The organism is Paenibacillus sp. OV219, from assembly GCF_900110075.1.
GTDB lineage: Bacteria > Bacillota > Bacilli > Paenibacillales > Paenibacillaceae > Paenibacillus_Z.
Window position 1 is genome coordinate 365,675 of record NZ_FOCJ01000007.1, and the last position, 25,503, is coordinate 391,177.

Annotated in this window: 24 protein-coding genes; 15 read left to right on the forward strand and 9 right to left on the reverse strand. The window is 56.2% G+C overall.

What is annotated here, in order from left to right; translation table 11 throughout:
- Positions 1-176: 176 nt before the first annotated feature.
- From BMY11_RS19330 to ilvA, 6 genes are all read right to left on the reverse strand, one after another.
- Entirely contained in the window at positions 177-464 is a 288-nt protein-coding gene (locus BMY11_RS19330) for a transposase (RefSeq protein WP_090579827.1), read from the reverse strand.
- 40 nt (positions 465-504) lie between these two features.
- Positions 505-648, reverse strand: a complete 144-nt coding sequence (locus BMY11_RS28955; protein ID WP_177182717.1) for a hypothetical protein — start codon at positions 646-648, stop codon at positions 505-507.
- Positions 649-773: 125 nt separating this feature from the next.
- The gene (locus BMY11_RS19335) at positions 774-1,097 is read right to left on the reverse strand and encodes a zinc ribbon domain-containing protein (protein WP_090579833.1); all 324 of its coding nucleotides are present in this window, start codon (positions 1,095-1,097) and stop codon (positions 774-776) included.
- A gap of 43 nt (positions 1,098-1,140) precedes the next feature.
- The gene (locus BMY11_RS19340) at positions 1,141-1,746 is read right to left on the reverse strand and encodes a TVP38/TMEM64 family protein (RefSeq protein WP_090579836.1); all 606 of its coding nucleotides are present in this window, start codon (positions 1,744-1,746) and stop codon (positions 1,141-1,143) included.
- Between the two features lie 47 nt (positions 1,747-1,793).
- Complete coding sequence (locus BMY11_RS19345) at positions 1,794-2,972, reverse strand: MFS transporter (protein ID WP_090579839.1); 1,179 nt, start codon at positions 2,970-2,972, stop codon at positions 1,794-1,796.
- Between the two features lie 262 nt (positions 2,973-3,234).
- Positions 3,235-4,509, reverse strand: coding sequence for a threonine ammonia-lyase IlvA (gene ilvA / locus BMY11_RS19350; RefSeq protein ID WP_371262883.1), 1,275 nt, complete (start codon positions 4,507-4,509; stop codon positions 3,235-3,237).
- Positions 4,510-4,927: 418 nt separating this feature from the next.
- Here ilvA and BMY11_RS19355 point away from each other — a divergent pair, with 418 nt between their 5' ends.
- From BMY11_RS19355 to BMY11_RS19370, 4 genes are all read left to right on the forward strand, one after another.
- Complete coding sequence (locus tag BMY11_RS19355; RefSeq protein WP_090579846.1) at positions 4,928-5,572, forward strand: DUF2238 domain-containing protein; 645 nt, start codon at positions 4,928-4,930, stop codon at positions 5,570-5,572.
- Positions 5,573-5,601: 29 nt separating this feature from the next.
- A complete protein-coding gene (locus BMY11_RS19360; protein ID WP_090579850.1) occupies positions 5,602-6,177 on the forward strand; it encodes a histidine phosphatase family protein in 576 nt (191 codons plus the stop codon).
- Entirely contained in the window at positions 6,168-6,587 is a 420-nt protein-coding gene (locus BMY11_RS19365; RefSeq protein ID WP_090579853.1) for a GNAT family N-acetyltransferase, read from the forward strand. Before BMY11_RS19360 ends, BMY11_RS19365 begins: the two co-directional genes overlap by 10 nt.
- 79 nt (positions 6,588-6,666) lie before the next feature.
- Positions 6,667-6,978 carry a Dabb family protein gene (locus BMY11_RS19370; RefSeq protein WP_090579855.1) on the forward strand — a complete coding sequence of 104 codons (312 nt, stop codon included), beginning with the start codon at positions 6,667-6,669 and terminating at the stop codon, positions 6,976-6,978.
- A 710-nt stretch (positions 6,979-7,688) separates the two neighbouring features.
- Here the strand turns inward: BMY11_RS19370 and BMY11_RS19380 are convergent.
- Entirely contained in the window at positions 7,689-8,714 is a 1,026-nt protein-coding gene (locus BMY11_RS19380) for an electron transfer flavoprotein subunit alpha/FixB family protein (RefSeq protein ID WP_090579861.1), read from the reverse strand.
- Positions 8,715-8,734: 20 nt separating this feature from the next.
- Entirely contained in the window at positions 8,735-9,616 is an 882-nt protein-coding gene (locus tag BMY11_RS19385) for an electron transfer flavoprotein subunit beta/FixA family protein (protein ID WP_090579864.1), read from the reverse strand.
- Positions 9,617-9,927: 311 nt separating this feature from the next.
- Between BMY11_RS19385 and BMY11_RS19390 the strand changes: the two genes are divergently transcribed.
- The 10 genes from BMY11_RS19390 to map all read left to right on the forward strand — a co-directional run bounded on the left by BMY11_RS19390 (position 9,928) and on the right by map (position 23,580).
- Positions 9,928-12,222, forward strand: a complete 2,295-nt coding sequence (locus tag BMY11_RS19390) for a (Fe-S)-binding protein (protein ID WP_090579974.1) — start codon at positions 9,928-9,930, stop codon at positions 12,220-12,222.
- 609 nt (positions 12,223-12,831) lie between these two features.
- Entirely contained in the window at positions 12,832-15,252 is a 2,421-nt protein-coding gene (locus tag BMY11_RS19395) for a 3-hydroxyacyl-CoA dehydrogenase/enoyl-CoA hydratase family protein (protein WP_256217647.1), read from the forward strand.
- 129 nt (positions 15,253-15,381) lie between these two features.
- The gene (locus BMY11_RS19400) at positions 15,382-16,590 is read left to right on the forward strand and encodes an acetyl-CoA C-acyltransferase (RefSeq protein ID WP_090579867.1); all 1,209 of its coding nucleotides are present in this window, start codon (positions 15,382-15,384) and stop codon (positions 16,588-16,590) included.
- 778 nt (positions 16,591-17,368) lie between these two features.
- Positions 17,369-17,710, forward strand: a complete 342-nt coding sequence (locus BMY11_RS19405; protein ID WP_090579869.1) for a hypothetical protein — start codon at positions 17,369-17,371, stop codon at positions 17,708-17,710.
- Positions 17,711-17,988: 278 nt separating this feature from the next.
- Positions 17,989-19,782: an acyl-CoA dehydrogenase family protein gene (locus BMY11_RS19410; protein WP_090579872.1), complete on the forward strand. Its 1,794-nt coding sequence runs from the start codon at positions 17,989-17,991 to the stop codon at positions 19,780-19,782.
- Positions 19,783-19,799: 17 nt separating this feature from the next.
- Positions 19,800-21,530, forward strand: coding sequence for a long-chain-fatty-acid--CoA ligase (locus tag BMY11_RS19415; protein ID WP_090579875.1), 1,731 nt, complete (start codon positions 19,800-19,802; stop codon positions 21,528-21,530).
- Positions 21,493-21,930: a PaaI family thioesterase gene (locus tag BMY11_RS19420; protein ID WP_090579878.1), complete on the forward strand. Its 438-nt coding sequence runs from the start codon at positions 21,493-21,495 to the stop codon at positions 21,928-21,930. The genes BMY11_RS19415 and BMY11_RS19420 overlap by 38 nt, the downstream gene beginning before the upstream one ends.
- A 114-nt stretch (positions 21,931-22,044) precedes the next feature.
- Positions 22,045-22,269, forward strand: a complete 225-nt coding sequence (locus BMY11_RS19425; RefSeq protein ID WP_090579881.1) for a hypothetical protein — start codon at positions 22,045-22,047, stop codon at positions 22,267-22,269.
- Positions 22,270-22,556: 287 nt separating this feature from the next.
- A complete protein-coding gene (locus BMY11_RS19430; protein WP_090579883.1) occupies positions 22,557-22,745 on the forward strand; it encodes a hypothetical protein in 189 nt (62 codons plus the stop codon).
- Positions 22,746-22,836: 91 nt separating this feature from the next.
- The gene (map, locus tag BMY11_RS19435; RefSeq protein WP_090579886.1) at positions 22,837-23,580 is read left to right on the forward strand and encodes a type I methionyl aminopeptidase; all 744 of its coding nucleotides are present in this window, start codon (positions 22,837-22,839) and stop codon (positions 23,578-23,580) included.
- Here the strand turns inward: map and BMY11_RS19440 are convergent.
- Positions 23,564-24,598, reverse strand: coding sequence for a helix-turn-helix domain-containing protein (locus BMY11_RS19440; protein ID WP_090579889.1), 1,035 nt, complete (start codon positions 24,596-24,598; stop codon positions 23,564-23,566). The genes map and BMY11_RS19440 overlap by 17 nt on opposite strands.
- 126 nt (positions 24,599-24,724) lie before the next feature.
- Between BMY11_RS19440 and BMY11_RS19445 the strand changes: the two genes are divergently transcribed.
- Entirely contained in the window at positions 24,725-25,372 is a 648-nt protein-coding gene (locus BMY11_RS19445) for an SOS response-associated peptidase family protein (RefSeq protein WP_177182718.1), read from the forward strand.
- Positions 25,373-25,503: the final 131 nt, after the last annotated feature.

Below are 25,503 nucleotides of genomic sequence, written 5' to 3' on the forward strand. Positions count from 1 at the left end.
TCCGCGATTGCGAAAGAGCAACTACTGCTCATCGCCGACAGGTACAAGGGCGTTTATCGTTAACATTATAGAATTTATAAGTTTGCTCCTATTCATTTCTATAATGTCTCCGGATTGAAACGCGCTACTACGCCAAAAGGACAGCGACAGCCGTTTCACCTTGAGCGGTTTAGCAATTATTTATCAACATCATCCGGATGTCTGCGCGGATGCTGCAGATGCGCTTCATGCTGCGTAATTTCCTTCTTCGGCGTAAGCCGCTCATCGGTCTTGCCTTCATGGTGATTATCGAAGTCGAGCTGGATGAGCTCCCATTCCGTCGTCCCGATCGATGGGTCAGCGGGGAAGACGTCATTGCGCTTCAGATGCTCTTCACGACCAATCTCGTTCTTATAAACACCATCTACCTCAACGGGTTCACCTGACATCGGGTCCATCTGATTATGCCCTAATTGTTCGTTCATCACGTTCTCCTCCTGAAAAGTCTCATCGGTCAGCCGCAGCCTACAGGCCATGCTTAGGAACAGCGGCGCGGTCGGCAGCGGATTGTGCTGCGCTCGCCTCAGCTTTGCTTGCGCCTGTCCGATCGGCTTTCGACTGCGCCTTGCTCGCTTTCACTTGCAGGTGGGAAGGTTGTTCGCCTGACATATGGTGGCCTCCTGATCGATAGGTCATAATTATTGAAATGCCTTTCTCAGTGTGCCACGAGGGAGGTGAAACTATGTAGAATAGGTGAGGATCAAGGCTGTAGCAGCTTGTTGCAGCAGCCGTTATCATTGTGGCGACAGCAGCCGCAGTCCGCAGGATGGACAATCGACATCTTGATGAGTGACGGGATCGCCGCAGGCGGGACACGGCTCCGTGAAAGGCTGCTTGGCCGCTGCTTGCAAGGCGATGGCTTTCTCAGCCTGTCGCTCTTCAGGCGTCTCTTTGCTAGCCGCAAGAGACGCAGACCCGCCAAAAAGCGCTTCCACGAACTGCTTTAAATCGGTATGCTTACCGGAGTCGTCACCGGAGATTCGGATCATGACGATCATCGCCGCAACGAGCGCGCCGGCAACGGCAAGAACAATAGCTGTAGCAATCGTATTCATCATGGCAGAGGTTCCCCATTTCGTTCATTTCACGTTCATTCGCTTATTACTTAAGATGATAGCGCGCCTCCAGCTTCTTGCCGCCCAGCCACATCACAACGAGCAGTACGAGGGCAAGAATGATCCGCCAAGGCTGCTCGGTCAGATCGCCGATATCGAAGCTGAGCACCGATACGCTGAGAATCATGACGGCTTTACCGAGCAGAATCGCGAGGACGAATGAACCGAAGGAGATACGGCTAAGTCCGGAGACGACATTAATGATCGCCGAAGGCGAGAAAGGAAAGCAAGCGAATAGAAACACCGGTGTGAAGCCGCGTTTCTCAATAAACACGAGCAGCTTCGAGGCGCGCGGAAACTTGCGGCGGATCCAGCCGCTTAGATGGCCTCCGAGCCTGCGCGAGATCCAGAACAGCAGAAGCGAGCCGCTGCAGACGCCGATCCAGGATAGTAAGGATCCTAGCCACAGCCCATAAATATTAGCGTTGGCAGCGACAAATACGAGCAGCGGCAGCACCGGCAGGAACGATTCCGCCAAGGGGAGTAGAATGCCCGGCAGCGGGCCATATGCCTTATAGCTCTCAAGCGTCCGCTGTAGATGCTCAAGGTCTAGATTTTTAAGTGAGTGAATCCAATCTCGAAAATAATCCATGCGTTTAACTCTCCCCTAACCTTATCCCAGTAAACCGTATCGTGGCCTCATGACACTTCTTTCTCTCTAAACGCACGGAATGGGAACCAAATATAGAAAAATCCAATAACGGCGTACATAATGCCGCTATACCACAGCACAGCCGACTGACCCTGCCAAGTAGCAAGCGTACCGCCGATGACAGGCCCGATCATACCGCCAATGCCTTCAACAGTGGAGAAGATGCCCCATCCGAGCCCTTGCTGTTTCGGGGGCACATAGTTGGCGAGCAGCGCATTCCAAGCAGGCAGCAGCGTCGCATACGAAAGGCCGAGCACGCCGGTTAAGACGATGCACTCCCACATCGGCGGTGCGAGCGAGAGCATGTACAGCGAGACACCAATGAAGACGAAGCCGAGCACAAGAAACCATTTCTTACCGCCAAGGATGTCCGACAAGCGGCCAAGCGGAATGAGACCAAGCACCGTGCAGGCGCCTCCTGCCGTCAGAAGCAGCGAATATTGCGCTCCGTTCATGCCAAGCTTGTTCTCGGCGAAGCTAGGCAGGATGGGAACGAGCATCCCAGCGCCCATCGTCTGCAGCACCATGCCAGGCAGCAGCAGGCGCATATGGCGCAGCCGGTCTTTCAGAATGACGAACTGCTCTCGAAGCGGAAGTGAGGTTGCTGCGCCTGGCGCCTTGCTGTTGTTAATAAATAGCGAGAGCAGCCAGCAGAGCAGCGCGAACCCGAGGAGCAGATAGTAGGTGAAGGACTTGCTATAATCGAGCAGCAGGTTGCTGACGATCGGTCCGGCACCGATGCCGATGAACCAGATCGTATAGAGGAAGCCCATTTGCATCGCTCGGCGATCATCCGACACTTTCGTTAAGCAGACGATCCAGATTGGCGAAATGCCTACTCCGTATAATGCTGCGGCGACAATGAAGAGCCACGGAACATGTGCGAAAGGGACGAGAAATATGCCGATGAGCGAGACAAACAAGCCGGTATGTACGACGAAACGAATCGAGAACCGGTCGAGCAAATAACCGATCGCCATCTTCAAAGCGGTATCGGTTAAGTAGTGGGCGGTTATCGCAATTCCGATAATATCGAGCGATAAACCGAGCATTTTTTCCCCGTAGATGGGCAGGAAGCTGATGAGTGCAGCCCCGCGCACGAATTCGACGAAGAACAGAATGACGGAGAACAGAATAATTTCGCGTGAGAATAATCGTTTAGGCATGTGTCTGAATCCCCCTTTGCATCCATGATTCGGGAACAACGGGCGGGCTGACTTCTTCATTATATGCAAGCTGGTACAAAAATCCAACCAAGCCATGCAGCCAGCATATTTATCGAAGAGTCATTGTCCCTCCATTTACGAATCGGATGATCAGTACGTTTCACAAAGTATTATCAGGATTCCCCTAAACACGCCAAAACATTGCAATAAAAAAGCCCGTCCACTCCGTTAGGAGCAGCCGGGCATTCGGTATAAGCAAGTATTAGATGAGCAGATTGAACAGGACAGGGTCTTTGTTCAGCTCCACGAAATTGAGGCCTTTCTTGTTCATCCGTTCGACGAGCGGTTCATAATCCTGACGGTTCTTCAGCTCAATGCCGACAAGGGCAGGGCCGTTATCCTTATTATGCTTCTTCGTATATTCAAACCGCGTGATGTCATCGTCCGGTCCAAGCACCTCATCGAGAAACTCGCGAAGGGCGCCAGCACGCTGCGGGAAGCTGACCATAAAATAATGCTTTAGCCCTTCGAAGACGAGCGAGCGCTCCTTAATTTCTTGCATCCGGTCGACGTCGTTGTTGCCGCCGCTAATGACACAGACGACTGTTTTGCCAGCGATTTGTTCGCGGTATAGGTCAAGCGCAGCAATCGGCAGCGAGCCTGCCGGTTCTACCACAATCGCGTTCTCGTTGTACAGATCGAGCATCGCCGTACAAGCTTTGCCTTCCGGCACGATAATAATATCGTCGAGCATTTCGCGGCACATGCGGAACGTCAGCTCGCCGACCCGCTTCACTGCGGCTCCGTCGACGAACTTGTCGATCGTATCCAGCGTCAGCACTTCGCCTGCATCCAGCGACGCTCGCATCGAAGGCGCGCCTTCTGGCTCGATGCCGATAATCTTCGTGCTCGGAGATACAGCCTTCACATAAGCGGCGACACCTGCAGCAAGACCACCGCCGCCGATCGTGACGAATACGAAGTCTGGTGCGGTATCGACCGCCTCCATAATCTCTTTGCCGATTGTCCCGTTGCCTGCAATAATCTTCGGATCGTCGAAAGGATGGATGAAGGCGAGATCATCCTTGCGGCTAGCTTTGATTGCCTCATTGAACGCATCGTCGAAGGTGTCACCTGTCAGGATGATTTCCACATCCGATCCGCCGAAGAACGCCACTTGGGTGACCTTCTGACGCGGCGTCGTGCTCGGCATGTAGATTTTACCAGGAATGCCAAGCGTACGACAGGAGTACGCAACGCCTTGCGCGTGGTTGCCTGCGCTTGCGCAGACGACGCCGCGGAGCAGACGCTCCTCTGGCAGCGACTTAATCAGATGATAAGCGCCGCGCAGCTTGAAGGAGCGAACGACCTGCAGGTCTTCTCGTTTCAGCAGCACATTGCAGCCATAACGCTCCGACAGCACCCGATTCTGCTGCAGCGGCGTGCGTGCCGCCACTTCTTTTACATGCATTTGCGCCTGTGCGATCTCCGTCAGTCCAACGGTGTGTGTGCCGCTGTAGTCCCATTCATTAGTCATAGCCTTCATGCTCCTTTCATCCTCTCCCTATCACGACCTTCGCAAATAAAAAAATCCCGCCCCGAAAGGGACGAGATTCATTCTCGCGTTACCACCCTAATTCCGTATGCGCATCACACCTAATGGCTGACTGCTACATAACGGCTCCTTTGTCACGTACGATCATACGTGCTCCGTGTAACGGCGGATTCCGTCCGTGCTTACAGTTAGTGGTTCGGCACGGATTCTCGGGGAGGATACAGCAAATGCTTGGCAAACGCCGGCTTTCAGCAGGTACCGGCTCTCTGGGGGATGCCTTCTCGCAAATGCGCGTGTTCCCGTCAGTAGAATTTTCATAATTTCGAATTATTCTTGTTATACTCCCCAGAAGGGGCAATTGTCAACGGGTTTGTTCGTGACATGAATTGGAGGGGTGAAATTGTCATTTCGTCGCAATTATGTGCTGCACATCGAGATCGTTCTTTTCCTCATCTTCTGGGTGCTGCTCGCGATTCACCCGAATAGCGTGCTCGACTGGTGGATGGAAAATATATTGAACTTTGTCGCGATCATTGTGCTCGCAATCAGCTATCGCTGGTTTAAATTCAGCAGGCTGTCTTATACGCTGATTCTTCTGTTGATCGTGCTTCATACGATTGGCGCTCATTATGCGTATCAAGAGACGCCGGTCGATCGGTGGATGAAGTCGCTGTTTCATTTGAAGCGGAACATGTATGACCGTATCGTCCATTGCGGCTTCGGCCTGCTGCTCAGCTATCCTGCAATTGAGCTGCTCACCCGTGTTGCACGCACGCGCCGACTATGGGCGTATCTCCTTACGCCGTGGATTCTGCTCGGCTTCGGTGCGCTCTATGAAATCGGGGAGATGTACGTCGTATTCCTCGCGCCAAAGAAGGAAGGGCAAGATTTTCTCGGGATGCAGGGGGACATATGGGATTCACAGCATGACATGGAGATGACGCTGTATGGGGCAATACTCGCAGTAGTTGTAATCGTATTATGCAGAAAGCTTTGGAGGAAAAAATCAGATACACCGCTCACCGAAATGGAATATAATGAGTGAAACATTTCATTAATAGGGAGGGGAAGTTGGTGCGAACAAAGCTGATTTTCGTTAGACATGCAGAGTCCACCGGCCCTTTTGTGCCTGAGCTTGACCGGACGCGAGGACTGTCTGAGCGTGGACAAGCCTCCTTGATCCGTATGGGTGAGATGATGGGTGAAGTGCAGATCGATCATGTCGTCTCCAGTCCATATCAGAGGGCGATGCTTACGGTGCAAGGGCTGGCGGATGCTCGTGGTCTGCCGGTTGTCTGCTATGACGCGCTTAGGGAACGCCAACTGCATGGTTCCGAATATCCGCTTGCCGGGGAAGAGTTCCACGGGGCGATTCAGCAGTCCTTCGAGGACAAACACTTCGCGCTGCCAGGGGGAGAGTCGTTCGAGGAGGCCCAACAGCGGGCTCTGCCGGTCATTAAGCAGCTGCTTCGCGAGCATCAAGGCCAAACCGTTGTCATCGGGACGCATGGCAACATTATGGTCATGCTGCTGAATGCGTTCGATGAACGGTACGATTATACGTTCTGGCGAAGCACGACGATGCCAGATTTGTATGAAGCGGAGTTTGAAGGTGAGCAGCTGATGGAGGTGAGAAGGCTATGGAGTTAATCTATCGGGAAATGACGGTTGGCGATTACGAGGCCGCTTACTCGCTCTGGACGAAGACCGAAGGGATGGTGCTCAGCAGCGCCGACTCCAAGGAAGAGGTTGAAGCGTATTTGCTGCGTAATCCAGGCTGCAGCTTCGTTTGCGAGGGGGAAGGCGAGCTGCTAGGCACGATACTAGGCGGTCACGATGGTCGGCGCGGGTTTATCTATCATGTTGCCGTGTCACCGATTACGCGAGGAAGAGGCGTCGGACAGCGATTGGTGCAGCAATCGCTCGGCAGGCTGCGCGAAGCGGGCATAGCCAAATGCCACCTTTTCGTATTGGAGGACAATGCAATCGGAGGACGGTTCTGGGCTCGGACGGGCTGGCAGAAGCGGGAAGGGATTTTGCTGTTTTCGAAGGATACATAGGGCTGGTAGGGAGCGAGAGGGAAGCGAGAGAATTTCTCATTAGCTACTATTCAGTCAAACAATCGAGGAGGAACAGAAAATGGAAAACAACAGCATTCAACATATGGTGATTTTTGATTTGAAGCATGCAGCAGGATCGGTGGAGGCCGAGCGGTTTCTAAAGGATGGCGAGCGCCTGCTGACGTCTATCCCAGTCGTGCGTAACTTCCAGGTGTTCAACCAAGTGAGCGTGAAGAACGACTATCAATATGGTTTCTCCATGGTGTTCGATAGCCAAGCGGATTACGATGCATACAATGCTCACCCGGTTCACGTTGATTTCGTAGAAGGCCGCTGGGTGCCGGAAGTGGCGCGGTTTTTGGAGATAGATTTTAAGAATTATGGTGCATAGCTTAACTGCTAACTCTGAGAGATCACATACGTCCTCTCAACTTACCGATTGAAGCCTAATTAATGCTGAGAGATCATATTTGCTCTCTCGGGAGGACTCAGACAGCGAAAATAGTCGATTTCACCTCTGAGTGGTCATATACGTTCTCTCAGCGTAACTTAGTAGCAAAGTGATGGGTGGAAACATCCCACATAGGCGTAAGGAGAGAAGTGGAGGATTAGAATGGCATTGCGGCAGTTTGCGAGTGGTTTGACTGGTGCGTTGGTTGTGCGTTGGTTGTGCCTTGGTTCATCTACTTCGCGCTAAATTATTACGTCGATCATAGGAACCGAGCTCTCCAAGATTATGCGTATCATGACAGCTATTTCTTGGCGGTGAATATTGGGTGGATCGGGTACTTTGTTCTCGTTATCGTGCTGCTCGCGTTATACAGCATCGTAGTTGCGAGCTTCAATTGGATAGGGAAAAGAAGAAAACCAGGCCGCCGTTAGGGGCCTGGTTTTCTTCTGTTGCGGGCTAACGAACCGTAATGACCTTATTCGGCTAAAATCGGGACTTTTGAAATTCTAACGAACTCCAGTGACGCTATTGAGCTCTTTCTGGGGCAAAAGAGGATCGTTTGGCAGCAATAGCGAGCCTGTGGTTCGTTAAAAATTTGAGACGAGTAATTCTCGCCAAATAGCGATTCTGTAGTTCGTCAGAGCGACGAGTTAGGGACCGGGCTTCTGCAATATCGCTCGGAATTGCTCGGTCAGCAGAGGGACGACCTCGAACAGGTCTCCGACGATGCCGTAGTCGGCGACGCCGAAGATCGGGGCTTCGGGGTCTTTGTTGATCGCGACGATGACGCGGGATTGGCTCATACCTGCCAAGTGCTGGATTGCGCCACTGATACCGCAGGCGATGTAGAGCTTCGGCGTGACTGTCTTGCCCGTCTGCCCAATCTGCAGGGAGTAATCGCAGTAGCTGGCATCGCAGGCGCCTCGTGATGCGCCGACCGCGCCGCCGACGACGGCGGCAAGCTCCTCAAGCGGCGCGAAGCCCTCCGCGCTGCGTACTCCTCTGCCGCCGGAGACGATAATGTCGGCCTCGGCGAGATCAATCCGTCCGCTCGCTTTGCGCACAACGTCGCGGACGATGGTCCATAGTGGCGGCGCCGTGTACGGCAGCGCCGCGATCATGCCCTCGCTGCCGGGAGCGACCGGCTCCGCGACGGGCAGATTGTTCGGGCGCACCGTAATGACCTGCGTTGCGCCGGGGAGAAACCGCCGCTGCTCGAACGCCTTGCCGGCGTAGAGCGGGCGCGTGAAGATCGCGGCTGCGCCGCCGTCGTCCTCGAAGTCGACGGCGGTCACATCCGCGATGTGGCCGCCATTTACGGCGGCGGCCACTCGGGGCGCGAGCTCGCGCCCCGCTGCGGTGTGGCCGAGCACGATGATGCTCGGCTGCACCGCAGCAATGGCAGCGCCGATGGCGGCGGCGTACGCCTCCGGCACAAAGCCCGCGAGGGCAGGGTCGTCAACTACGTGGACGACCTCCGCCCCGCGCGCGGCGAGCTCCGCGGCGGCTGCTTGAAGCGCCGCGGACGCTCCGCCGCCGACAACGACGGCGTGCACGCTGCCGCCGTCCCCGGCTAGTCGCCGCGCTGCGCCGAGCGCTTCCAGCGCCACGCGCCGCAAGGCTCCCTCCGCGCACTCGGCATACACGAGTGCCGTTCGTTTCCCTGTATCGCTCATCGCGTTCATACGCCTCCTCTCTAAAACAATTTCGCTTCGCGCTGCAGCAAATCCGCTAGCTGTGCGGCCTGCTCCTGCGGCGTGCCGCCGAGCTTGCGTCCCGCCGCGCGAACCGGTGGTGCGAGCAGAGCTACGCGCTCTGTTCGCGGCGAGAGCTCCGCCGCCGTGAGCCCAAGCTCCGATGCGCTGATCTGCTTCAACGGCTTCTTCTTCGCTTTCATAATGCCCGGCAGCGACGGATAGCGCGGCTCGTTCAGCCCCTGCTGCGCTGTAATGAGAGCGGGGAGGGGAACCTCTACCGTCTCCACGCCCCACTCGGTGTCACGTTCTACGACAGCGACCTGTTTCACTCCGCCACCGTTAGCCCACGAAGCTCCGCTCGAGTGTACGTTGCCGTTTCCAGCACTTCCGCCTGTTGCACCCCCGCTAGCGCGTGCCGCTACCGAGCCGCCAGCATCTCTAACTTCCACCTTCAAAGCTGCCGCCGCTTGCGGCAGTCCGAGCCGTTCCGCGATTTGCAGCGCGACGCTGCCCGCACCGCGGTCAACGGCGAACAGCCCGGCGAGCAATAGGTCTGGCTTCAGCTGCTCCACCACTTTGGCGAGGGCAGCGGCTACAGCATAGCCGTCATCACCTTGCAAGCCGTCCGCAGACAAAAGCACCGCTTCGTCTGCGCCCATGGCAAGCGCAGTTCGAAGCGCCTCAATGGAGCGCTCCGATCCGCAGGAGACGACGATGACTTTCCCGCCGTGCGCCTCACGCAGCCGAAGCGCTTCCTCCAGCGCGTATTCGTCATATGGATTAATGATGAATTTCACATTTTGCTCGTCTGCGGTTCCGTTCACGAGCTCGATTTTTTCCTCCGTATCGAACGTCTGCTTCATCAGAACGACCAGCTGCATCGCTTCGAAAGCACCTCCTGCTGTAACTCTAAATTGACCACATCAGTCATACCGCTGCCGAGCGGCCGAATACGATAAACGAAGCCCTCCATGTCTACTTGCGACTAGTAGTTACCTTATGAACTTGGCCCTTGAAATAGACCGCGGGAGCCCCTGTGACAGGTGCCTATCCGCATGTTCTAAGGCAGAGGGACATATACTGAACCACTCCCGTTATCCAAGGTACAAACGGCTCCAAAGGAGGGATCTTTGTGGGGTTTCTAAGCGCGCATTTGCTCGCTGCGCTCTTGCGGTGGCTGCTGTTCGCAGGGATGACGGCAGGAGCGATCGCGAGCTTTTACCTCGTTGTGAGCAGGAGAATTGGCTACATCCGGCTTGGTCGAAAAGCAGCGCCTAGGAGGCCCGCCCCGCCCTATGACGATGCTGGTGACGAGTATGACGACCGCGAGGGTGAGAGCGAGGAGACAGTCCGTCTATCCTCCTTTTCTGCGAATGCTGCACTTGCATCGGAGGCGGTTGCGAGCCCCGAGGCCCGCGAAAAGCTAGAGTGGGCGTACCAAGTGTTCGGCCACCGCAAGCTGCTGAAGGACATACGCAGTGGACTGATGCATCTGGTCCTGTTCTACGGGTTTATTGTGCTGCAGTTCGGCGCGATGGACATTATTTGGGAAGGAATCAGTGGCTCGCCGCTGCCTTTTCTGGACTATCACTGGTTTGTGTATACGCAGGAGATTACCGTGTCGCTCGTGCTGCTTGCGCTGCTCTACGGCGGCTTCCGACGATATGTGGAGCGGCTTCGCCGTCTGAAAAGAGGCTGGAAGCCCTCTATTGTGCTGTGGTTTATCGGGGGTCTGATGGTGACGGTGCTGTTTACGCAAGCTTTAAACCGCTTGCAGGACGCGCCTTCTGGCAGCGCTTCGCTGTATGCGGGTTACGCCCCTGTATCCTCGGCAATTGCAGAGGCGCTGCGTCAGGTTGATGTTACGCATAGCGTAGCACGCGTGCTCTACGAGCTGTTCTGGTGGCTGCATTATGCAGTGCTGCTGTCGTTTCTGGTGTATGTGCCGCAGTCGAAGCATTTTCATATTCTGACCGCACCGGTCAACCTGTGGCTGCGCCGCCGCTCGCCGCCTGGAAAGCTGACGCCGCTCGATCTCGAGGATGAAGAGGCGGAATCGTTCGGAGTTGGCGAGATTGAGCAGTTTACGCAAAAACAGCTGCTCGACCTCTACGCCTGCGTCGAATGCGGACGCTGCACGAACGTATGCCCGGCATCGAATACCGGCAAGCTGCTGTCGCCGATGCATCTCATTATGAAGCTTCGCGATCACCTGACGGAGAAGGGGGCTGCGATTACGTCAAAATCTCCGTGGGTGCCGACTTTCGGCGGCGTGGGGGTGGCGGCGAGTGCGCATGTGATGCAGAGCGATGCGCCGGTGCTGTGGGTGAAGCAGTCCGAAATTGCGGGTACCGCCGTAACCATTGAACCGACCATGTCTGCGCAAAAAGGGGCGTGGACTCTTCACGGCGGCATCGCTCCCGCGGATGTGGCGCTCATTGGCGACGTGATGACGGAGTCGGAGCTGTGGGCGTGCACGACCTGCCGCAATTGCGAGGACCAGTGCCCCGTAGGCAATGAGCACGTTGACAAAATCATCGATATGCGCCGCTTCCTCGTCCTGACGGAAGGCAAAATCCCGGCAGAGGGCCAGCGTGCGATGAACAATATCGAGCGGCAGGGCAATCCGTGGGGGCTACCTCGTTCGGAGCGAGGGGGCTGGCTCTCGGCGTACAATAGCGCTTTTGCTGTGGAGGGGGTAGCGCCTGTATCCACTATGCAGGAGGCTGCGAAAAGGAGCGAAGGCGAGCGTCCGGAGCTGGTGCTGTGGGCCGGAACGATGGGTGCATATGACCAGCGGAGCCGCAAAGTGTTATTCGCCGTCGTGCGGCTGCTTCAGCATGCAGGCATTCCGTTCGCTGTGCTCGGCGGAGAGGAGCGCAACTCCGGCGATACGGCGCGGCGGCTAGGCAACGAGCTGCTGTTCCAGACGCTGTGCAGCGAGAACATTGCTACGCTCGAACGCTATGGCGTGAAGCGGGTTGTGACGATTTGCCCGCATACGTTCAATGCGTTCAAGAATGAGTATCCGGATTTTGGGCTGAGCAAATCCGTCGTGGTGGAGCATCATACAACACTGCTCGAGCGGCTCGTCGCGCAGCAGTTGATTAAGCCGGTGCATCCGCTTAAAGAGCGAGTCGTGTTTCACGATTCGTGCTACTTGGGTCGCTACAACGGTATCTACGATGCTCCGCGCAATCTCCTTCGCGCGATTCCGGGCGTGAAGCTGCTGGAAATGGAGCGCAATCGTGCTAATGGCATGTGCTGCGGCGCAGGCGGCGGCCTCATGTGGATGGAAGAGCGCAGCGGCGTGCGGGTGAACGAGGCTCGAGCATCGCAAGCGATGGCAACGTCGCCGACCGTCATCGGCTCGGCCTGCCCGTACTGCCTGACGATGATGGAGGACGGCATCAAGCTGCTTGATGCGGAGGATACAGTCCGGGCACGCGACGTCGCGGAGCTGCTGGCAGAGAGTGTGTTTGGGTGAGAGAGTCGCGGTAGTCGAGGACCAACTCCGGTGCGTGCGCCCCCGCTGGTTCTTTGATGCTGAGAGATCAAATATGCTCTCTCAGCACCGAAAACGCGTCAATTCGCTCGCGAGAGAACCAATACGCTCTCTCACGAAGCTAAACCGGCCGCCTCGGCTGTTTTATGCCGCTGAGAGAACAGATACGTGCTCTCAGCGCGAAAATCAGCCGATTGAAGCACTGAGCGTGCAGATTCAGCACTCTCAGATAAGGAACCAGCCGAAATCGGCAGCTTGGCGAAGCTGAGAGTGCGTAATACGTGCTCTCAGCGCGAAAATCGGCCGATTGAAGCACTGAGCGTGCAGATTCAGCACTCTCGGCTAAGGAACCAGCCGAAATCGGCAGCTTGGCGAAGCTGAGAGAGCGTAATACGAACTCTCAGCGCGAAAATCGGCCGATTGAAGCACTGAGAGTACAGATTCAGCACTCTCAGATAAGGGGCCAGCCGAAATCGGCAGCTCTCTCACCAATCCTGCGCCGGTCCGCCGGCACTGAGAGAACACGCGGTGAGCCCGCAAGTTCTCTCGCGACATTTTCAACCTAACTACCTAACTAAAGGAGGGAGCCATGTGGGAGGAAAAACGCCAGGGACCCGCATTAGCCGCGCGGCGGTTATCGGGTCGGGTGTGATGGGAGCGGGTATCGCCGCTCATCTAGCGAATGCGGGCATTAGCGTGCTACTGCTGGATATTCCGCCGGCTGCGCTGACGGAGCAGGAGGAGCGCGCGGGCAGAACACTGCAGGATCCAGCGGTGCGCAATCGTCTTGCAGCCGCCAGCATCGCGAGGCTTACGAACCAACAGCCGCCGGCTTTGTACGATGCTGCTTTCGCAAGGCGGATTACCGCAGGCAACTTGGAGGATGATCTCGCTAAGCTGACCGATATGGAATGGATCGTCGAAGCCGTCGTGGAGCGGATCGACGTGAAGCAGGGCGTGTTCGCACGCATTGAGCCGTGGCTTGGGCCGGAGACGCTTGTCACCACCAACACATCAGGCTTGTCGGCAAGCGCGATGGCGGAGGGGCGCGGCGAACAGTTCCGGCAACATTTTGCCGTCACCCATTTCTTCAACCCGCCTCGTCATATGAAGCTGGTCGAGCTTGTTGCCGGTCCAGATACGGAATCTGCCGTCATGGCAAGGCTAGCGGCCATCTGCGAGCGCCAGCTTGGTAAAGGCGTTGTCACGGCAAAAGACACGCCGAACTTCATTGCTAACCGAATTGGCACGTACGGGATGATGACGACTTTTGCGGCAATGAAGCAGTTCGGGCTGGGCGTCGATGAAGTGGATGCACTGACCGGACCGGCAATGGGACGGCCGAAGACGGCAACGTTCCGCATGCTGGACCTCGTCGGGCTCGATACGCTGCTGCATGTGGTGGACAATGTGCGGGAGCGGAGTGAGGACAGCTTGGATCAGGAAGCTTTTGCAAGACCGCCGGAGCTTGAAGCTCTTGTGGCTAAAGGGTGGATCGGCGAGAAGGCAGGAAGCGGGTTTTACCGCAAAACCAAACGTCCAGGCGGAGGAAGCGACATCGAAACGCTCCAGCTGGATACGATGGAGTATGCACCGCGCCGCAGCGTGAACTCCCCGGTCATTGAGGCCGCGAAGTCGGCAAAAGGTGCCGCAGGCAAGCTCAAGGCGCTCCTTTTCACAGACACGAACGACCGTTACGCCAAGTTCGCTTGGCAGGTGACGAAGACGATGCTGCTCTACTCGGCGCGGCAGCTCGGCGTTGTGGCGGACACGATTGACGATATCGACAAAGCGCTCGTCTGGGGCTTCAACTGGGAGCTTGGGCCGTTCCAGCTGTGGGACGCGATCGGGCTTGAGAAGTCGGTGCAGCGGATGCGGGCAGAAGGCGACGACATACCGGGGTGGCTCAGTGAGTGGCTAGCTTCGGGAAATAAAAGCTTTTACAAGGAGGAGGGGCAGCGCAGATTTTACGTGGACAGAGGCGAATACCGGCAGCTTACGGAGAAGCAAGGTGTCATATCGCTTGCTGCGCTGAAGCGTGCCGGCCGAACAATCCTCGGAAACTCGGGTGCCTCGCTGATAGACATTGGCGATGAAGTCGCATGTCTGGTGTTTCATTCGCCGAACAATGCGATTGGCGGAGATATCCTGAGCGCGATTCGGCAGAGCGCGGACGAGGTTAGTCGGAATTGGCGAGGGCTTGTGCTTGCTAATGAGGGACGGCATTTCTGCGTCGGGGCGAATCTCATGATGCTGCTCATGGAGGCGCAAAACGGCGATTTCGACGAGGTCGATGATATCATCCGCCTGTTCCAGAACAGCATGCTAACGCTGAAGCGGCTCGATCGGCCCGTCGTCGCAGCTCCGCACCGGATGACGCTTGGCGGCGGGGTGGAGGCGTGCCTGCCTGCGGATCGGATTATTTTCTCGGCGGAGACGTATTACGGACTCGTTGAGACTGGGGTTGGTTTGATTCCGGCAGGCGGAGGTTGCAAAGAAGCGGCGGTGATGGCGGCTTCGCGCGCCGGGGCGCTCGGAGATTTGCAGCCGCATGTGAACGCTTTGTTCGAGACGATCGCGATGGCGAAGACGTCAACGAGCGGCTACGATGTGCATCGAACGGGGCTGATGCGGCCTGGGGACCGCGTCATTATGCGTGATGAGACGCGCGTGGCGGAGGCGAAGCGCAGCGTGCTTGAGCTGGATCAGGCGGGATATACGGGGCAGCCGGCGGGGGCTCGCGTCCGCGTTGCGGGCCGCGAAGGGCGCGCAGTGCTGCAGCTTGGCGTGGAGGCGATGCGCCTCGGCGGGCAAATCAGCGAGCACGATGTGAAGATTGGCCGCAAGCTTGCGCATGTGATCGCTGGCGGCGATGCGGCGCCGGGGGCTGAGGTGAGCGAGCAGTATTTGCTCGATCTGGAGCGCGAAGCGTTCCTCAGCCTGTGTGGCGAGCCGCTGACGCAGGCACGAATGCGGCATATGCTCTCGACGGGCAAGCCGCTTCGGAACTAGGTGCGAGCGCAGTAATGACAAAGGAGTAGCGAGAAAGCAATCGCGCCGAGGGAGTAACGAGACAGTTACGACAAAGCAGTAGCGTCAAAGCGAATATGCGATGCCACTACTTAAAGGAGGTGAGCGCCTATGGCAAGTGCGAATCAGAATCATCCGCTCGACGCTGTCATTGTGTCGGCGGTTCGAACGGCTGTCGGCAAGGCGAAGAAAGGCAGCCTTGGCGACACGAGAGCTGAAGATTTAGGCCGCGCAGTTCTGCGCGCGGCGGTGGACCGCGTCCCCGGACTTACATACGGGGACGTGCAGGATGTTGTCATCGGCTGCGCGATGCCCGAAGGGGAGCAAGGTCTGAACTTTGCCCGCATCATGACGTTGTATGCGGGCTTTCCAGTGACGACGCCGGCCGTCACCGTCAATCGGTTTTGCGCCTCCGGCCTGCAGGCGATTGCCTATGCAGCGGAGCGCATCCGGCTCGGCGAGGCCGACGTCGTGCTCGCCGGAGGTGTTGAAAGCATGAGCCACGTCCCGATGACGGGCTTCAAGCTTTCGCCGCATCCGGGCATTGCCGACGCGATGCCGGAGGTGTATATGGGCATGGGGCATACCGCCGAGGAGGTGGCGAGGCGGTATGGGATTAGCCGCGAGGCGCAGGATGCTTTTGCTGCGGCGAGCCATGCGAAGGCAGCGGCAGCGCAGGCAGCCGGCCGCTTCGCGGAGGAGATCGTTCCGCTGCATGTACAGCGCGAGGGCGTCGATGACAACGGCCGGCCTTGGTCGCGCAGCTTCGTGTTTGAGCAAGACGAAGGCGTACGCGCCGATACGACGCCGGAGGTGCTCGCGAAGCTGAAGCCGTCCTTCGCGCGCGAAGGCACCGTCACCGCGGGAAATGCTTCGCAGATGAGCGACGGCGCAGCAGCCGTCGTCGTGATGAGCCGCGCTCGCGCTGAGCAGCTTGGCGTGAAGCCGCTCGCGGTTTTCCGCGCGTACAGCGTTGCCGGGGTCGCGCCAGAGGTGATGGGGATCGGTCCGATTGAGGCGATCCCCAAGGCGCTGGCGCGTGCGGGTATTACGCTCGAACAAGTGAAGTTGTTCGAGCTGAACGAGGCGTTCGCGGCGCAGTGCTTGCCGATTGTTCAACGGCTCGGGATCAACCCCGAGCTCGTGAACGTGAACGGCGGCGCGATTGCGCTCGGCCATCCGCTCGGCTGCACGGGGACGAAGCTCAGCGTCTCCCTTATTCATGAGCTGCAGCGCCGCGGCGGTGGACTCGGCATCGTCTCCATGTGCGTCGGCGGCGGCATGGGCGCCGCGGGCGTGTTTGAGGTACCTTCGGCTTAGGTGTGCGCGTGATGTGGGGTGCCCAGTACCCCACATCGGCGGAAATTGGTCTGAGATGGTGAAAGAGGAGTACCAGGAATCCTACATTAGTGGAAATCGGCGTGAAACGGTGAAAGAAGGGTAGCAGGAACCCTACATTAGTGGAAATCGGCGTGAAACGGTGGAAGAGGGGGAGCAGATACCCTACATTAGTGGAATTCAGCGTGAAACGGTGGAAGAGGGGTAGCAGATACCCTACTTTAGTGGAAATCTGCTTGAAATGGTGAAAGAGGGGTAGCAGGTACCCTACATTAGTGGAATTCAGCGTGAAACGGTGGAAGAGGGGTAGCAGATACCCTACTTTAGTGGAAATCGGCGTGAAATGGTGAAAGTGAGGTAGCAGGTACCCTACATTAGTGGAATTCTGCTTGAAATGGTGAAAGAGGGTAGCAGGTACCCTGCATTAGCGGAAATCGGCGTGAAACGGTGAAAGAAGGATGGCAGGAACACCCTAAATTAGTGAAAATCGGTCTGGAATGATGAAAGAGGGGTAGCAGATACCCTACATTAGGGGAAATCGGTGTGAAATGGTGAAAGAGGGGTAGCAGGTACCCTGCATTAGCGGAAATCGGCGTGAAACGGTGGAAGAGGGGGAGCAGATACCCTACATTAGCGGAAATCGGTCTGGAATTGTGAAAGAGGGGTAGTAGGTTTCCCACATCGACGTCGTCGAGAGCAAGAAGCTGGTTTACTGGACTACATTGGCGGGAATCCGCTCAAACGAGCGCAAGAAGCTGGTTTGCTGGACTACATTGGCGGAAATCCGCTCAAACGAGCGCAAGAAGCTGGTTTACTGGACTACATTGGCGGAAATCCGGTCAAACGAGCACAAGAAGCTGGTTTACTGGACTACATTGGCGGAAATTCGGTCAAACGAGCACAAGAAGCTGGTTTACTGGACTACATTGGCGGAAATCCGGTCAAACGAGCACAAGAAGCTGGTTTACTGGACTACATTGGCGGGAATCCGCTCAAACGAGCGCAAGAAGCTGGTTTGCTGGACTACATTGGCGGAAATCCGCTCAAACGAGCGCAAGAAGCTGGTTTACTGGACTACATTGGCGGGAATCCGCTCAAATGAGCGCAAGAAGCTGGTTTACTGGACTACATTCACGGAAATCCGCACAAACGAGAGCAAGAAGCTGGTCTGGTGGACTACAGCTACGAAAGAGTATCCCTAGGGAATCACATTAGCGGAAAGCAGCCAAAACGGCGAAAGAGTATCCCCCAGGGATCTACATTGAACCACCAGCCTTGATTAATACAGTCTCAATCGTAACTCGTAACTCGTCTAACTCGTAACTCGTCTAACTCGTCTAACTCGTTACTCGTGCTTCTCCTAGAAAGGAGTGAACAAATATGGCGCAAAACAATCGTTGGGGCGGGCGCTTCGTGGTGGAGGATATTACGCCGGAGGCGATCGTCACGCCGGAGGACTTCACCGATGAGCAGCGGATGATCGCGGATGCGGCGCGCGCTTTTCTTGCAGGTGAGGTGCGGCCGCGCGATGCGGAAATTGAGGCGCTCAATTATGAGCTCACCACGCAGCTGCTGCGCAAAGCCGGCGACCTCGGCCTGCTCGGCGCGGACGTGCCGGAAGCGTACGGCGGGCTCGGCCTCGATAAAGTGAGCTCGACGCTGCTTGCCGAGACGTTCTCCGAGGCGTCCTCATTCGCGCTCTCGATCGGCGCGCATGTCGGAATCGGTACGCTGCCGATCGTCTTCTTCGGTACCCCCGAGCAGAAGCAGCGCTACTTGCCCGACCTCGCCACCGCCAAGTTGATTGCCGCTTACTGTCTGACGGAACCGGCATCCGGCTCCGATGCGCTCGGCGCAAGGACGACGGCGCGGCTGTCGCCGGACGGTAAGCATTACATCTTGAACGGCTCCAAGCTGTACATTACGAACTCCGGGTTCGCGGATGTGTTCATCGTGTACGCGAAGGTGAACGGGGACCATTTTACCGCATTCATTGTGGAGCGCGGCTACTCGGGCTTTAGCATCGGACCGGAGGAGCACAAGATGGGCATCAAAGGCTCGTCGACCTGTCCGATCTTCTTCGAGGATACGCCGGTGCCCGTGGAGAACGTGCTTGGCGAGATCGGCAAAGGCCATCTCATCGCGTTCAACATTCTCAACATCGGACGCTTCAAGCTCGCTGCTGGCTGCGTCGGCGGTGCGAAGGAAACGATCGGACTCGCTTCCAAATATGCCAACCAGCGTAAACAGTTCGGGCGCTCCATCTCCTCTTTTCCACTCATCGGGGCGAAGCTGGCTGATATGAATATTGCCACATATGTACTCGAAAGTATGGTGTACCGCACTGCTGGCTGGATAGACGCGCTGCTGCAAGAGAGTGAAGCGGAAGGCGGTTCGGACGAGAACGCCGGAGCCAGAGCGGCCAAAGCGATCTCCGAATACGCGCTCGAATGCTCGATTAACAAAGTATTCGCTACGGAAGTGCTCGACTATGTCGCGGACGAAGGGGTTCAGATTCACGGCGGCTACGGCTACATTCGTGATTACAAGGTGGAGCGGATTTACCGGGACTCGCGGATTAACCGGATTTTTGAAGGGACGAACGAGATTAACCGCATGCTCATCCCCGGCACCTTGATGAAAAAAGCGCTCAAAGGCGAGCTGCCACTTCTGCGCAAAGCGCGCGCCCTCCAAGCGGAGCTGCTGCAGCCGATGCCGCTTCCTTCGTTCGATGAGCCGCTTTCCAAGGAGACGTACCGGATTCAGCAGTCGAAGAAGATTTTTCTCGCGGTCGGTGGTCTTGCCGTGCAGAAGTATGGGTTAGCGCTCGAACAGCAGCAAGAGGTGCTCTGCCTGCTTGCGGATATGATGATCCAAGTGTTCGCCATGGAAAGTGCCAACCTCCGCACACGCAAAATGCTTCAAAAAGCCGATCCAGCCGCCGCGGCCCGCATCAAAAACGCAACTGAAATGACCGTTGTTTTCGTGCAAGAAGCGATGGAGAGAATTGAACGCTACGCGAAGACAGCGCTGTCCGCACTGGAGGAAGGCGACTCGCTCCAAACGCAGCTCTCGGTGCTGAAGAAGCTGACGCGCGCACCGCTCTCCGATACCATCGCGCTTAAACGCGGCATTGCCGCTCGTGTCATCCGCAGCGAACAGTACACGTTGTAGGAGGAGGCGCACGCGTTATGGATCAGGCGCAAGCATATCCATGGTTTCGAAATTACCCTGGCGAAGTGCCGCATACGCTCGATATTCCGAACATTAGCATCAGTGATCTGCTGCTTCAGACGGCAGCCAAATATCCGAGTAATGAAGCGCTGCACTTTTATGGCAAGCGAACGACGTTCCGCGAGCTGCTGGCTGCTGCGAATCGGATGGCGGCTGGCTTGCAAGCGGTTGGCATTACTAAGGGCGACCGTGTTGCGATCATGCTGCCGAACTGCCCGCAGACCGTCATCGCTTACTACGGTGTCCTGCTCGCAGGCGGGATTGCCGTCATGACGAACCCGCTCTATGTGGAGCGTGAGCTGACGCATCAGCTGAAGGACAGCGGCGCGCGGTGCATCATTACGCTCGACTTGCTCTATCCACGGCTGGCGCGGGTGCGCGGTGAGGCACCGGAGGAAGGTCCGGTGCCACAGCTGCGCACCGTGCTCGTCACTTCGATTCAAGATGAGCTTCCTTTCCCGAAGAATATACTCTACCCGATCAAGCAGCGCCGCGCCGGTCATAACCCAAGCATTCCATACGGCAAGCATGGCGTCACAAGGTACACCTCATTTCTATCCAAAGCCCCGAAGCTGCCGGCTGAAGCTGCAGTCAACCCGGAAACCGATACGGCGCAGCTGCAATATACCGGCGGAACGACCGGGCTTGCGAAGGGCGTAATCCTCACACACCGAAATTTAGTCGCCAATGTGATGCAGAGCGCCGCTTGGTTCTATCGCGTGGACGAGGGCAAGGAGCGCTTTCTTGCCGCACTGCCGCTCTTCCACGTCTTTGGTTTAACAGCACTCATGAACTTGTCTGTCATGAAAGCAGGCTCCCTTATCCTTCTTCCCCGTTTTGAAGTTGAAACTGTTCTACAGACGATACGCAAACAGAAGCCAACTGTTTTCCCCGGAGCCCCAACGATGTATATCGCTTTGCTTAATCATCCCGATGTGAAGAAATATGATCTCTCTTCGATAAAAGTTTGCGTTAGCGGCTCGTCGCCGCTGCCACTTGAGGTACAGACGAAGTTTGAAGAGTTGACCGGAGGCAGGCTCATTGAGGGCTACGGCTTAACGGAGGCATCGCCCGTTACCCACGTGAATCCAATCTGGACGAAGCGCCGGATCGGGTCCATCGGCCTGCCGCTGCCGAACACCGAGGCGCGTATTACGGATATGGAGACAGGCGAGGATGTGCCAGATGGCGAGATCGGTGAGCTGCTCGTTCGAGGTCCGCAGGTGATGAAGGGCTATTGGAACAATACGGCTGCGACAGAGGCGACGTTCCGTGGTGAATGGCTGCGGACCGGGGACTTGGCGCAGGTCGATCGCGACGGCTTCTTTGCGATCGTGGATCGCATCAAGGACATCATTATCGCGAGCGGATTTAACGTTTATCCGCGTGAGATCGAAGAAGTGCTCTACGAGCATCCAGGTGTCCGAGATGCATGTGTGCTCGGGGTGAAGGATGAGTACCGTGGAGAGACGGTCAAAGCGTACGTCGTGCTGCGCAAAGATGTGAACGTATCGGCGATGCAGTTGGACCGCTGGTGTCGCGATCGGCTAGCTGTCTTTAAAGTGCCGCATCTCTACGAATTCCGTACGGAGCTGCCGATGTCGATGATCGGGAAGGTGCTGCGGCGTAAGCTGCAGGAGGAGGAAACGAATGAACGAGAAGGAACAGGAGGATCCCCGTCACCGTGATGAGCTGGGGGAGCTGAACCAGCTTGCCGAAGCTGCGCAGCCGACGTTCTGGGGCTATCTCGGCTGCGAGCTGGTCCACGCTTCGCCTGGCAAATGTGGCATCTCGCTGCAAGTGAGGCCGGAGCATCTCAATCTCGCACATATTGTGCATGGCGGGGTACTCGCTTCGCTGCTCGATAACGCGATGGGACTCGTCGTTATTTTGGAATGTCCGGGGGAGAAGACCGTTACGACGCAGTTGAACGTGCATTATTTGCAAAGCGCAGGGCAAGGTGAAATCCGCTGTGAAGCAGCACTTATTCATAAATCTCGGCGAACGCTCACATTACAAGGCAGCATTGTCGATAATAATGGTGAGCTGCTGGCTTGGGGAAGCGGAACATTCCGCCGAGTAACTTAATTGTAACATGTTACATTTCTGTAGAGGGTCGTCTGCCACATTGAAAGCGCTATCCCTTTCCCCTATAATTAGCCTGTAAATGGAAATCTTTATTGGGGAGATGGAGGGTGCTTAATGGTTAGCCCATGGGTTACGGGCGCGGTCATCCTACTCGGCATCATCGTCGCGGTTGCAGGTGTGATCGCCTACTTGCGAATGTATAAGAACAGCGCTTGGTCAGCCATGACTTCACGCTCGCCGGAATCTGATCCGCAAAGGACGATTATTTTGGGTCCGAAGCAGCGAGAAGAGTCTGCAACTTCCGAAGCGGAAGAAGAGCCTGAAAGGGACGAGAATTGAAATAAATGTAAAGTTTGGGTGTTCGCTTTTAAGTGAAAGTTTAAAATGTTATAATTAATTGATAAATGAAACAATTTTGCATGAGTTGCTGCGCGAGGTTGCTTCGAAAGAAACTATTTGGTGGATGTGATTTGATTTCTAGCTGCTCACAGAGCTTCCTTTTCTCGCCTTCGTTCAAACGGATTGTCAGGCACCAGTGGGGTACCAGCCGCGGTTAAAGTTCCGCCGTGTGCGTTCTCTTACAGTAACTGTTAGGACCAGTAAGCCGATGCTAGGGAGGGGATTTCATGGCGAAACGCAGCCATAATGAAGTCAAAGAAAGCCTCGTGGAGCTGACTCGCATTTTTCAGCCGAAAGATTCACGGAAATTTGTCAGAGAGTATATCCGCAAGTATCGAATCATGGGGGGATATGAGGAAGAATTAACTCTGCTGGTTGAACATGAGATGGGCAGACTCCGGTCGTCCGTCAGCTGAATAAATTAATTATTAACCTTGTCCGGCACGTTAGGACAAGGTTTTTTTGTTATATGCGCCTGTGCTGACGGAGGGGGAGGAAGACTCTAAGATGATACATTACAAGACGGATGATCAGCTGCGCTCCATACGTAAGGCAGGGCGCATCGTTGCGGCGTGCCACAGGGAGATTGCAGCGCGGATTAAGCCCGGTGTGACAACGCTTGAGATCAATCGATTCGTAGATGCCTACATGCGCAGATGCGGTGCTCGGCCGGCGCAGATCGGATATAAGGGATATCCTTTTGCAACTTGTGCATCTGTCTGTGATGCGGTGTGCCATGGCTTTCCGACGGCGACTCCGCTGATGGCAGGGCAGGTTGTGACGATTGATATGGTTGCGGAGCTCGACGGTTGGATGGCGGATTCGGCATGGACTTATGCTGTTGGCAAAGTGAGTCCGGAGGCACAGCGGCTCATGAAGGCGACGAAGCAGGCGCTCTTCCGGGGGATTGCACAGGCGGTCGAGGGCAAGCGGCTCGGTGATATCGGCTATGCGGTGCAGCAGATAGCTGACCGAGAGGGGTACTCAGTCGTGGAGGAGTTCATCGGGCACGGCATCGGACGGAGGATGCACGAGGACCCGCAAGTGCTTCATCGTGGCAAGCCGGGGACGGGCAAATGGCTGCGCAAAGGGATGGTCATTACGATCGAGCCGATCTTTGTTATGGGCGGCCCTCTTGTGAGCATCGATAATGACGGTTGGACGGCGCGTACGATAGACGGCTCATGGAGCGCGCAATATGAGCATACGGTGGCCGTGATGGACGGCGAACCGGTTATTTTGACGAGGTGATGAGTGGCTCGGATCGTTGGGTGGACCGGTATTCGCGCGGCGTCATGCCCGTCTTCTTCTTGAACAGTCTGTTGAAAAATTTCATGTCCTGGTAGCCGGCGCGCAGAGCAATTCGGCTTATCAATTCATCGGTGCTCACCAGCAGCTTGCAGCTAAGGTCGATGCGTGCGCTCTGGACATAGGCGAGGAATGGCATGCCCGTCGCCTTCTGAAAGCTGCGCTGAAATTGGCGCTCGCTGACGCCAAGCTGCGAGGCCATTGCAGTAACGGACAGCTCGGAAGCTGAGCAGTCGGCATGAATGGCTTCAAGGACCTGCTGCATGGAGCTTGGGGGCATCGCTTGCTTAGTCAGCTGCTGCTGGGGCAGCGCTTCGCGTTCGAGCTGCCTGCGGTAGAGCATAATGAGCAGCTCGATAACCGCTGCACACATCGAAGCGGCATAGCCGGGGCGGCGCGTCGTGAATTCTTGGTACAGCTTATGAAACAGCAGTTGACCTTCCTCACCTCGTTCATGCACATGCAGCCACTGTCTCCCGTCGCATAGCTGGCGGTATATGGCCGCGATAGATGGCTCGGCAGGCAGCACTGCGTGCAGCAGCTTGTTCAGCGTCTCCATCGTAAACGTACAGTTGTAGATGATGAGTTGGCGGCTTTTAGCGGTCGATCCAGGGCGAAATACATGCGAGACTCCGACCGGAATGAAGAACAGATCGCCCCTTGCAACCGGCATTTGCTCGTCGCCGATGTAATGGAAGCCCGTACCCTCCGCGACGATGCACACCTCGATGAAATCATGCGCATGCATAAGCAGCTCGAATGTTTCATGTACGCGGTTCACGTAGATTGGCGCTTCATTGTCGCTCTCGAAGAGGGAGGAGAAAGGCAGCAGACGCTCGCCCCTTGAGAACTCCGGCATGGCGGAGGGGTGTTTGTTTGGCACATTCGGCGGTGTACCAGGCGTATTCAGTGGCGTGTTCGACGTATTGGGCACATTCGGCATTTCTGGAATACTCGGCATGAGACGGATCCGCTCCTTTCGTTATGTTTGATTATAACGCACCTGCAGCGAAGTAGGGTGGAACGTTCACACATGATTCTGGCGCATCCAGGCAATAATAGCCGAAATAACTGGAGGTGTTTTCCGATGTGTGAAGCAATTGCCATTACGGCGCAATCATCTGAGCTGACGGATAAGTTCGAGCTCGACAACATTCTGCTTTATATCGCCAACCGAAACGAAGTGACGCCAACCGATACAATATCGGCGATCTTTGAACATAAGGAGTCAGGGCGGATCTTGGATGAGTTCCGCTGGGGAATGGTGCCCTACTGGGCAAAAGATTCCGTACATATGGACCGCAGTCAGCTGTTCCATAAACCGATCTACGAGCGCATTGTGCAGAAGCAGCGCTGTATCATCCCGTGCAACGGCTTCTATGTGACACGGACAATTGGCAAAGAGGTGCATCGTCTTAAGCTCATGATGCGCAGCGGTACCTTTGCGATTGCCGGGCTCTATGATGTGTTCCGCCAAGCATCCGGCTTTGAGATGCGCACCTGCACGATGATGATGACGGAAGCGAATGCGCTCGTCTCTCCCTATCAGCCGCTGATGCCAGCGATTCTCGAGCCTGAGGCTATCGGCGATTGGCTGCATCGCGGGAAGCGCCCGCCCTATGAGCTGCATTCGATGCTGCACCCGATGGACGAGCTGCGCATGATTGGCATTCCGCTCGGCGACGCCGGCGACGAGGAAGTCGAGCTGCAAGCTCCTCGGACGGAATGGGTGTAATGAGGGCGCAGAAAATATAGAAGAAGAGGGACCGCTGTAAACTGGTCCCCATAGACTGGACACTTTGAAAAAAGGTGTTTAGGCTATGGGGGCTTTTTTGTATACTGGTATTGGCATTTAAGGAGGGCATC

Excerpts from the sequence above, each read along its gene's own strand:
- BMY11_RS19420 (WP_090579878.1), top strand. The coding sequence starts at position 21,493 with ATGAACGAGAAGGAACAGGAGGATCCCCGTCACCGTGATGAGCTGGGG.
- BMY11_RS28955 (WP_177182717.1), bottom strand. The coding sequence starts at position 648 with ATGTCAGGCGAACAACCTTCCCACCTGCAAGTGAAAGCGAGCAAGGCG.
- BMY11_RS19400 (WP_090579867.1), top strand. The coding sequence starts at position 15,382 with ATGGCAAGTGCGAATCAGAATCATCCGCTCGACGCTGTCATTGTGTCG.
- BMY11_RS19440 (WP_090579889.1), bottom strand. The coding sequence starts at position 24,598 with ATGCCGAGTATTCCAGAAATGCCGAATGTGCCCAATACGTCGAACACG.
- ilvA (WP_371262883.1), bottom strand. The coding sequence starts at position 4,509 with ATGACTAATGAATGGGACTACAGCGGCACACACACCGTTGGACTGACG.
- BMY11_RS19385 (WP_090579864.1), bottom strand. The coding sequence starts at position 9,616 with ATGCAGCTGGTCGTTCTGATGAAGCAGACGTTCGATACGGAGGAAAAA.
- BMY11_RS19415 (WP_090579875.1), top strand. The coding sequence starts at position 19,800 with ATGGATCAGGCGCAAGCATATCCATGGTTTCGAAATTACCCTGGCGAA.
- BMY11_RS19330 (WP_090579827.1), bottom strand. The coding sequence starts at position 464 with ATGAACGAACAATTAGGGCATAATCAGATGGACCCGATGTCAGGTGAA.
- BMY11_RS19445 (WP_177182718.1), top strand. The coding sequence starts at position 24,725 with ATGTGTGAAGCAATTGCCATTACGGCGCAATCATCTGAGCTGACGGAT.
- BMY11_RS19425 (WP_090579881.1), top strand. The coding sequence starts at position 22,045 with ATGGTTAGCCCATGGGTTACGGGCGCGGTCATCCTACTCGGCATCATC.
- BMY11_RS19380 (WP_090579861.1), bottom strand. The coding sequence starts at position 8,714 with ATGAGCGATACAGGGAAACGAACGGCACTCGTGTATGCCGAGTGCGCG.
- map (WP_090579886.1), top strand. The coding sequence starts at position 22,837 with ATGATACATTACAAGACGGATGATCAGCTGCGCTCCATACGTAAGGCA.
- BMY11_RS19340 (WP_090579836.1), bottom strand. The coding sequence starts at position 1,746 with ATGGATTATTTTCGAGATTGGATTCACTCACTTAAAAATCTAGACCTT.
- BMY11_RS19390 (WP_090579974.1), top strand. The coding sequence starts at position 9,928 with ATGACGGCAGGAGCGATCGCGAGCTTTTACCTCGTTGTGAGCAGGAGA.
- BMY11_RS19410 (WP_090579872.1), top strand. The coding sequence starts at position 17,989 with ATGGCGCAAAACAATCGTTGGGGCGGGCGCTTCGTGGTGGAGGATATT.
- BMY11_RS19430 (WP_090579883.1), top strand. The coding sequence starts at position 22,557 with ATGGCGAAACGCAGCCATAATGAAGTCAAAGAAAGCCTCGTGGAGCTG.
- BMY11_RS19365 (WP_090579853.1), top strand. The coding sequence starts at position 6,168 with ATGGAGTTAATCTATCGGGAAATGACGGTTGGCGATTACGAGGCCGCT.
- BMY11_RS19335 (WP_090579833.1), bottom strand. The coding sequence starts at position 1,097 with ATGATGAATACGATTGCTACAGCTATTGTTCTTGCCGTTGCCGGCGCG.
- BMY11_RS19370 (WP_090579855.1), top strand. The coding sequence starts at position 6,667 with ATGGAAAACAACAGCATTCAACATATGGTGATTTTTGATTTGAAGCAT.
- BMY11_RS19345 (WP_090579839.1), bottom strand. The coding sequence starts at position 2,972 with ATGCCTAAACGATTATTCTCACGCGAAATTATTCTGTTCTCCGTCATT.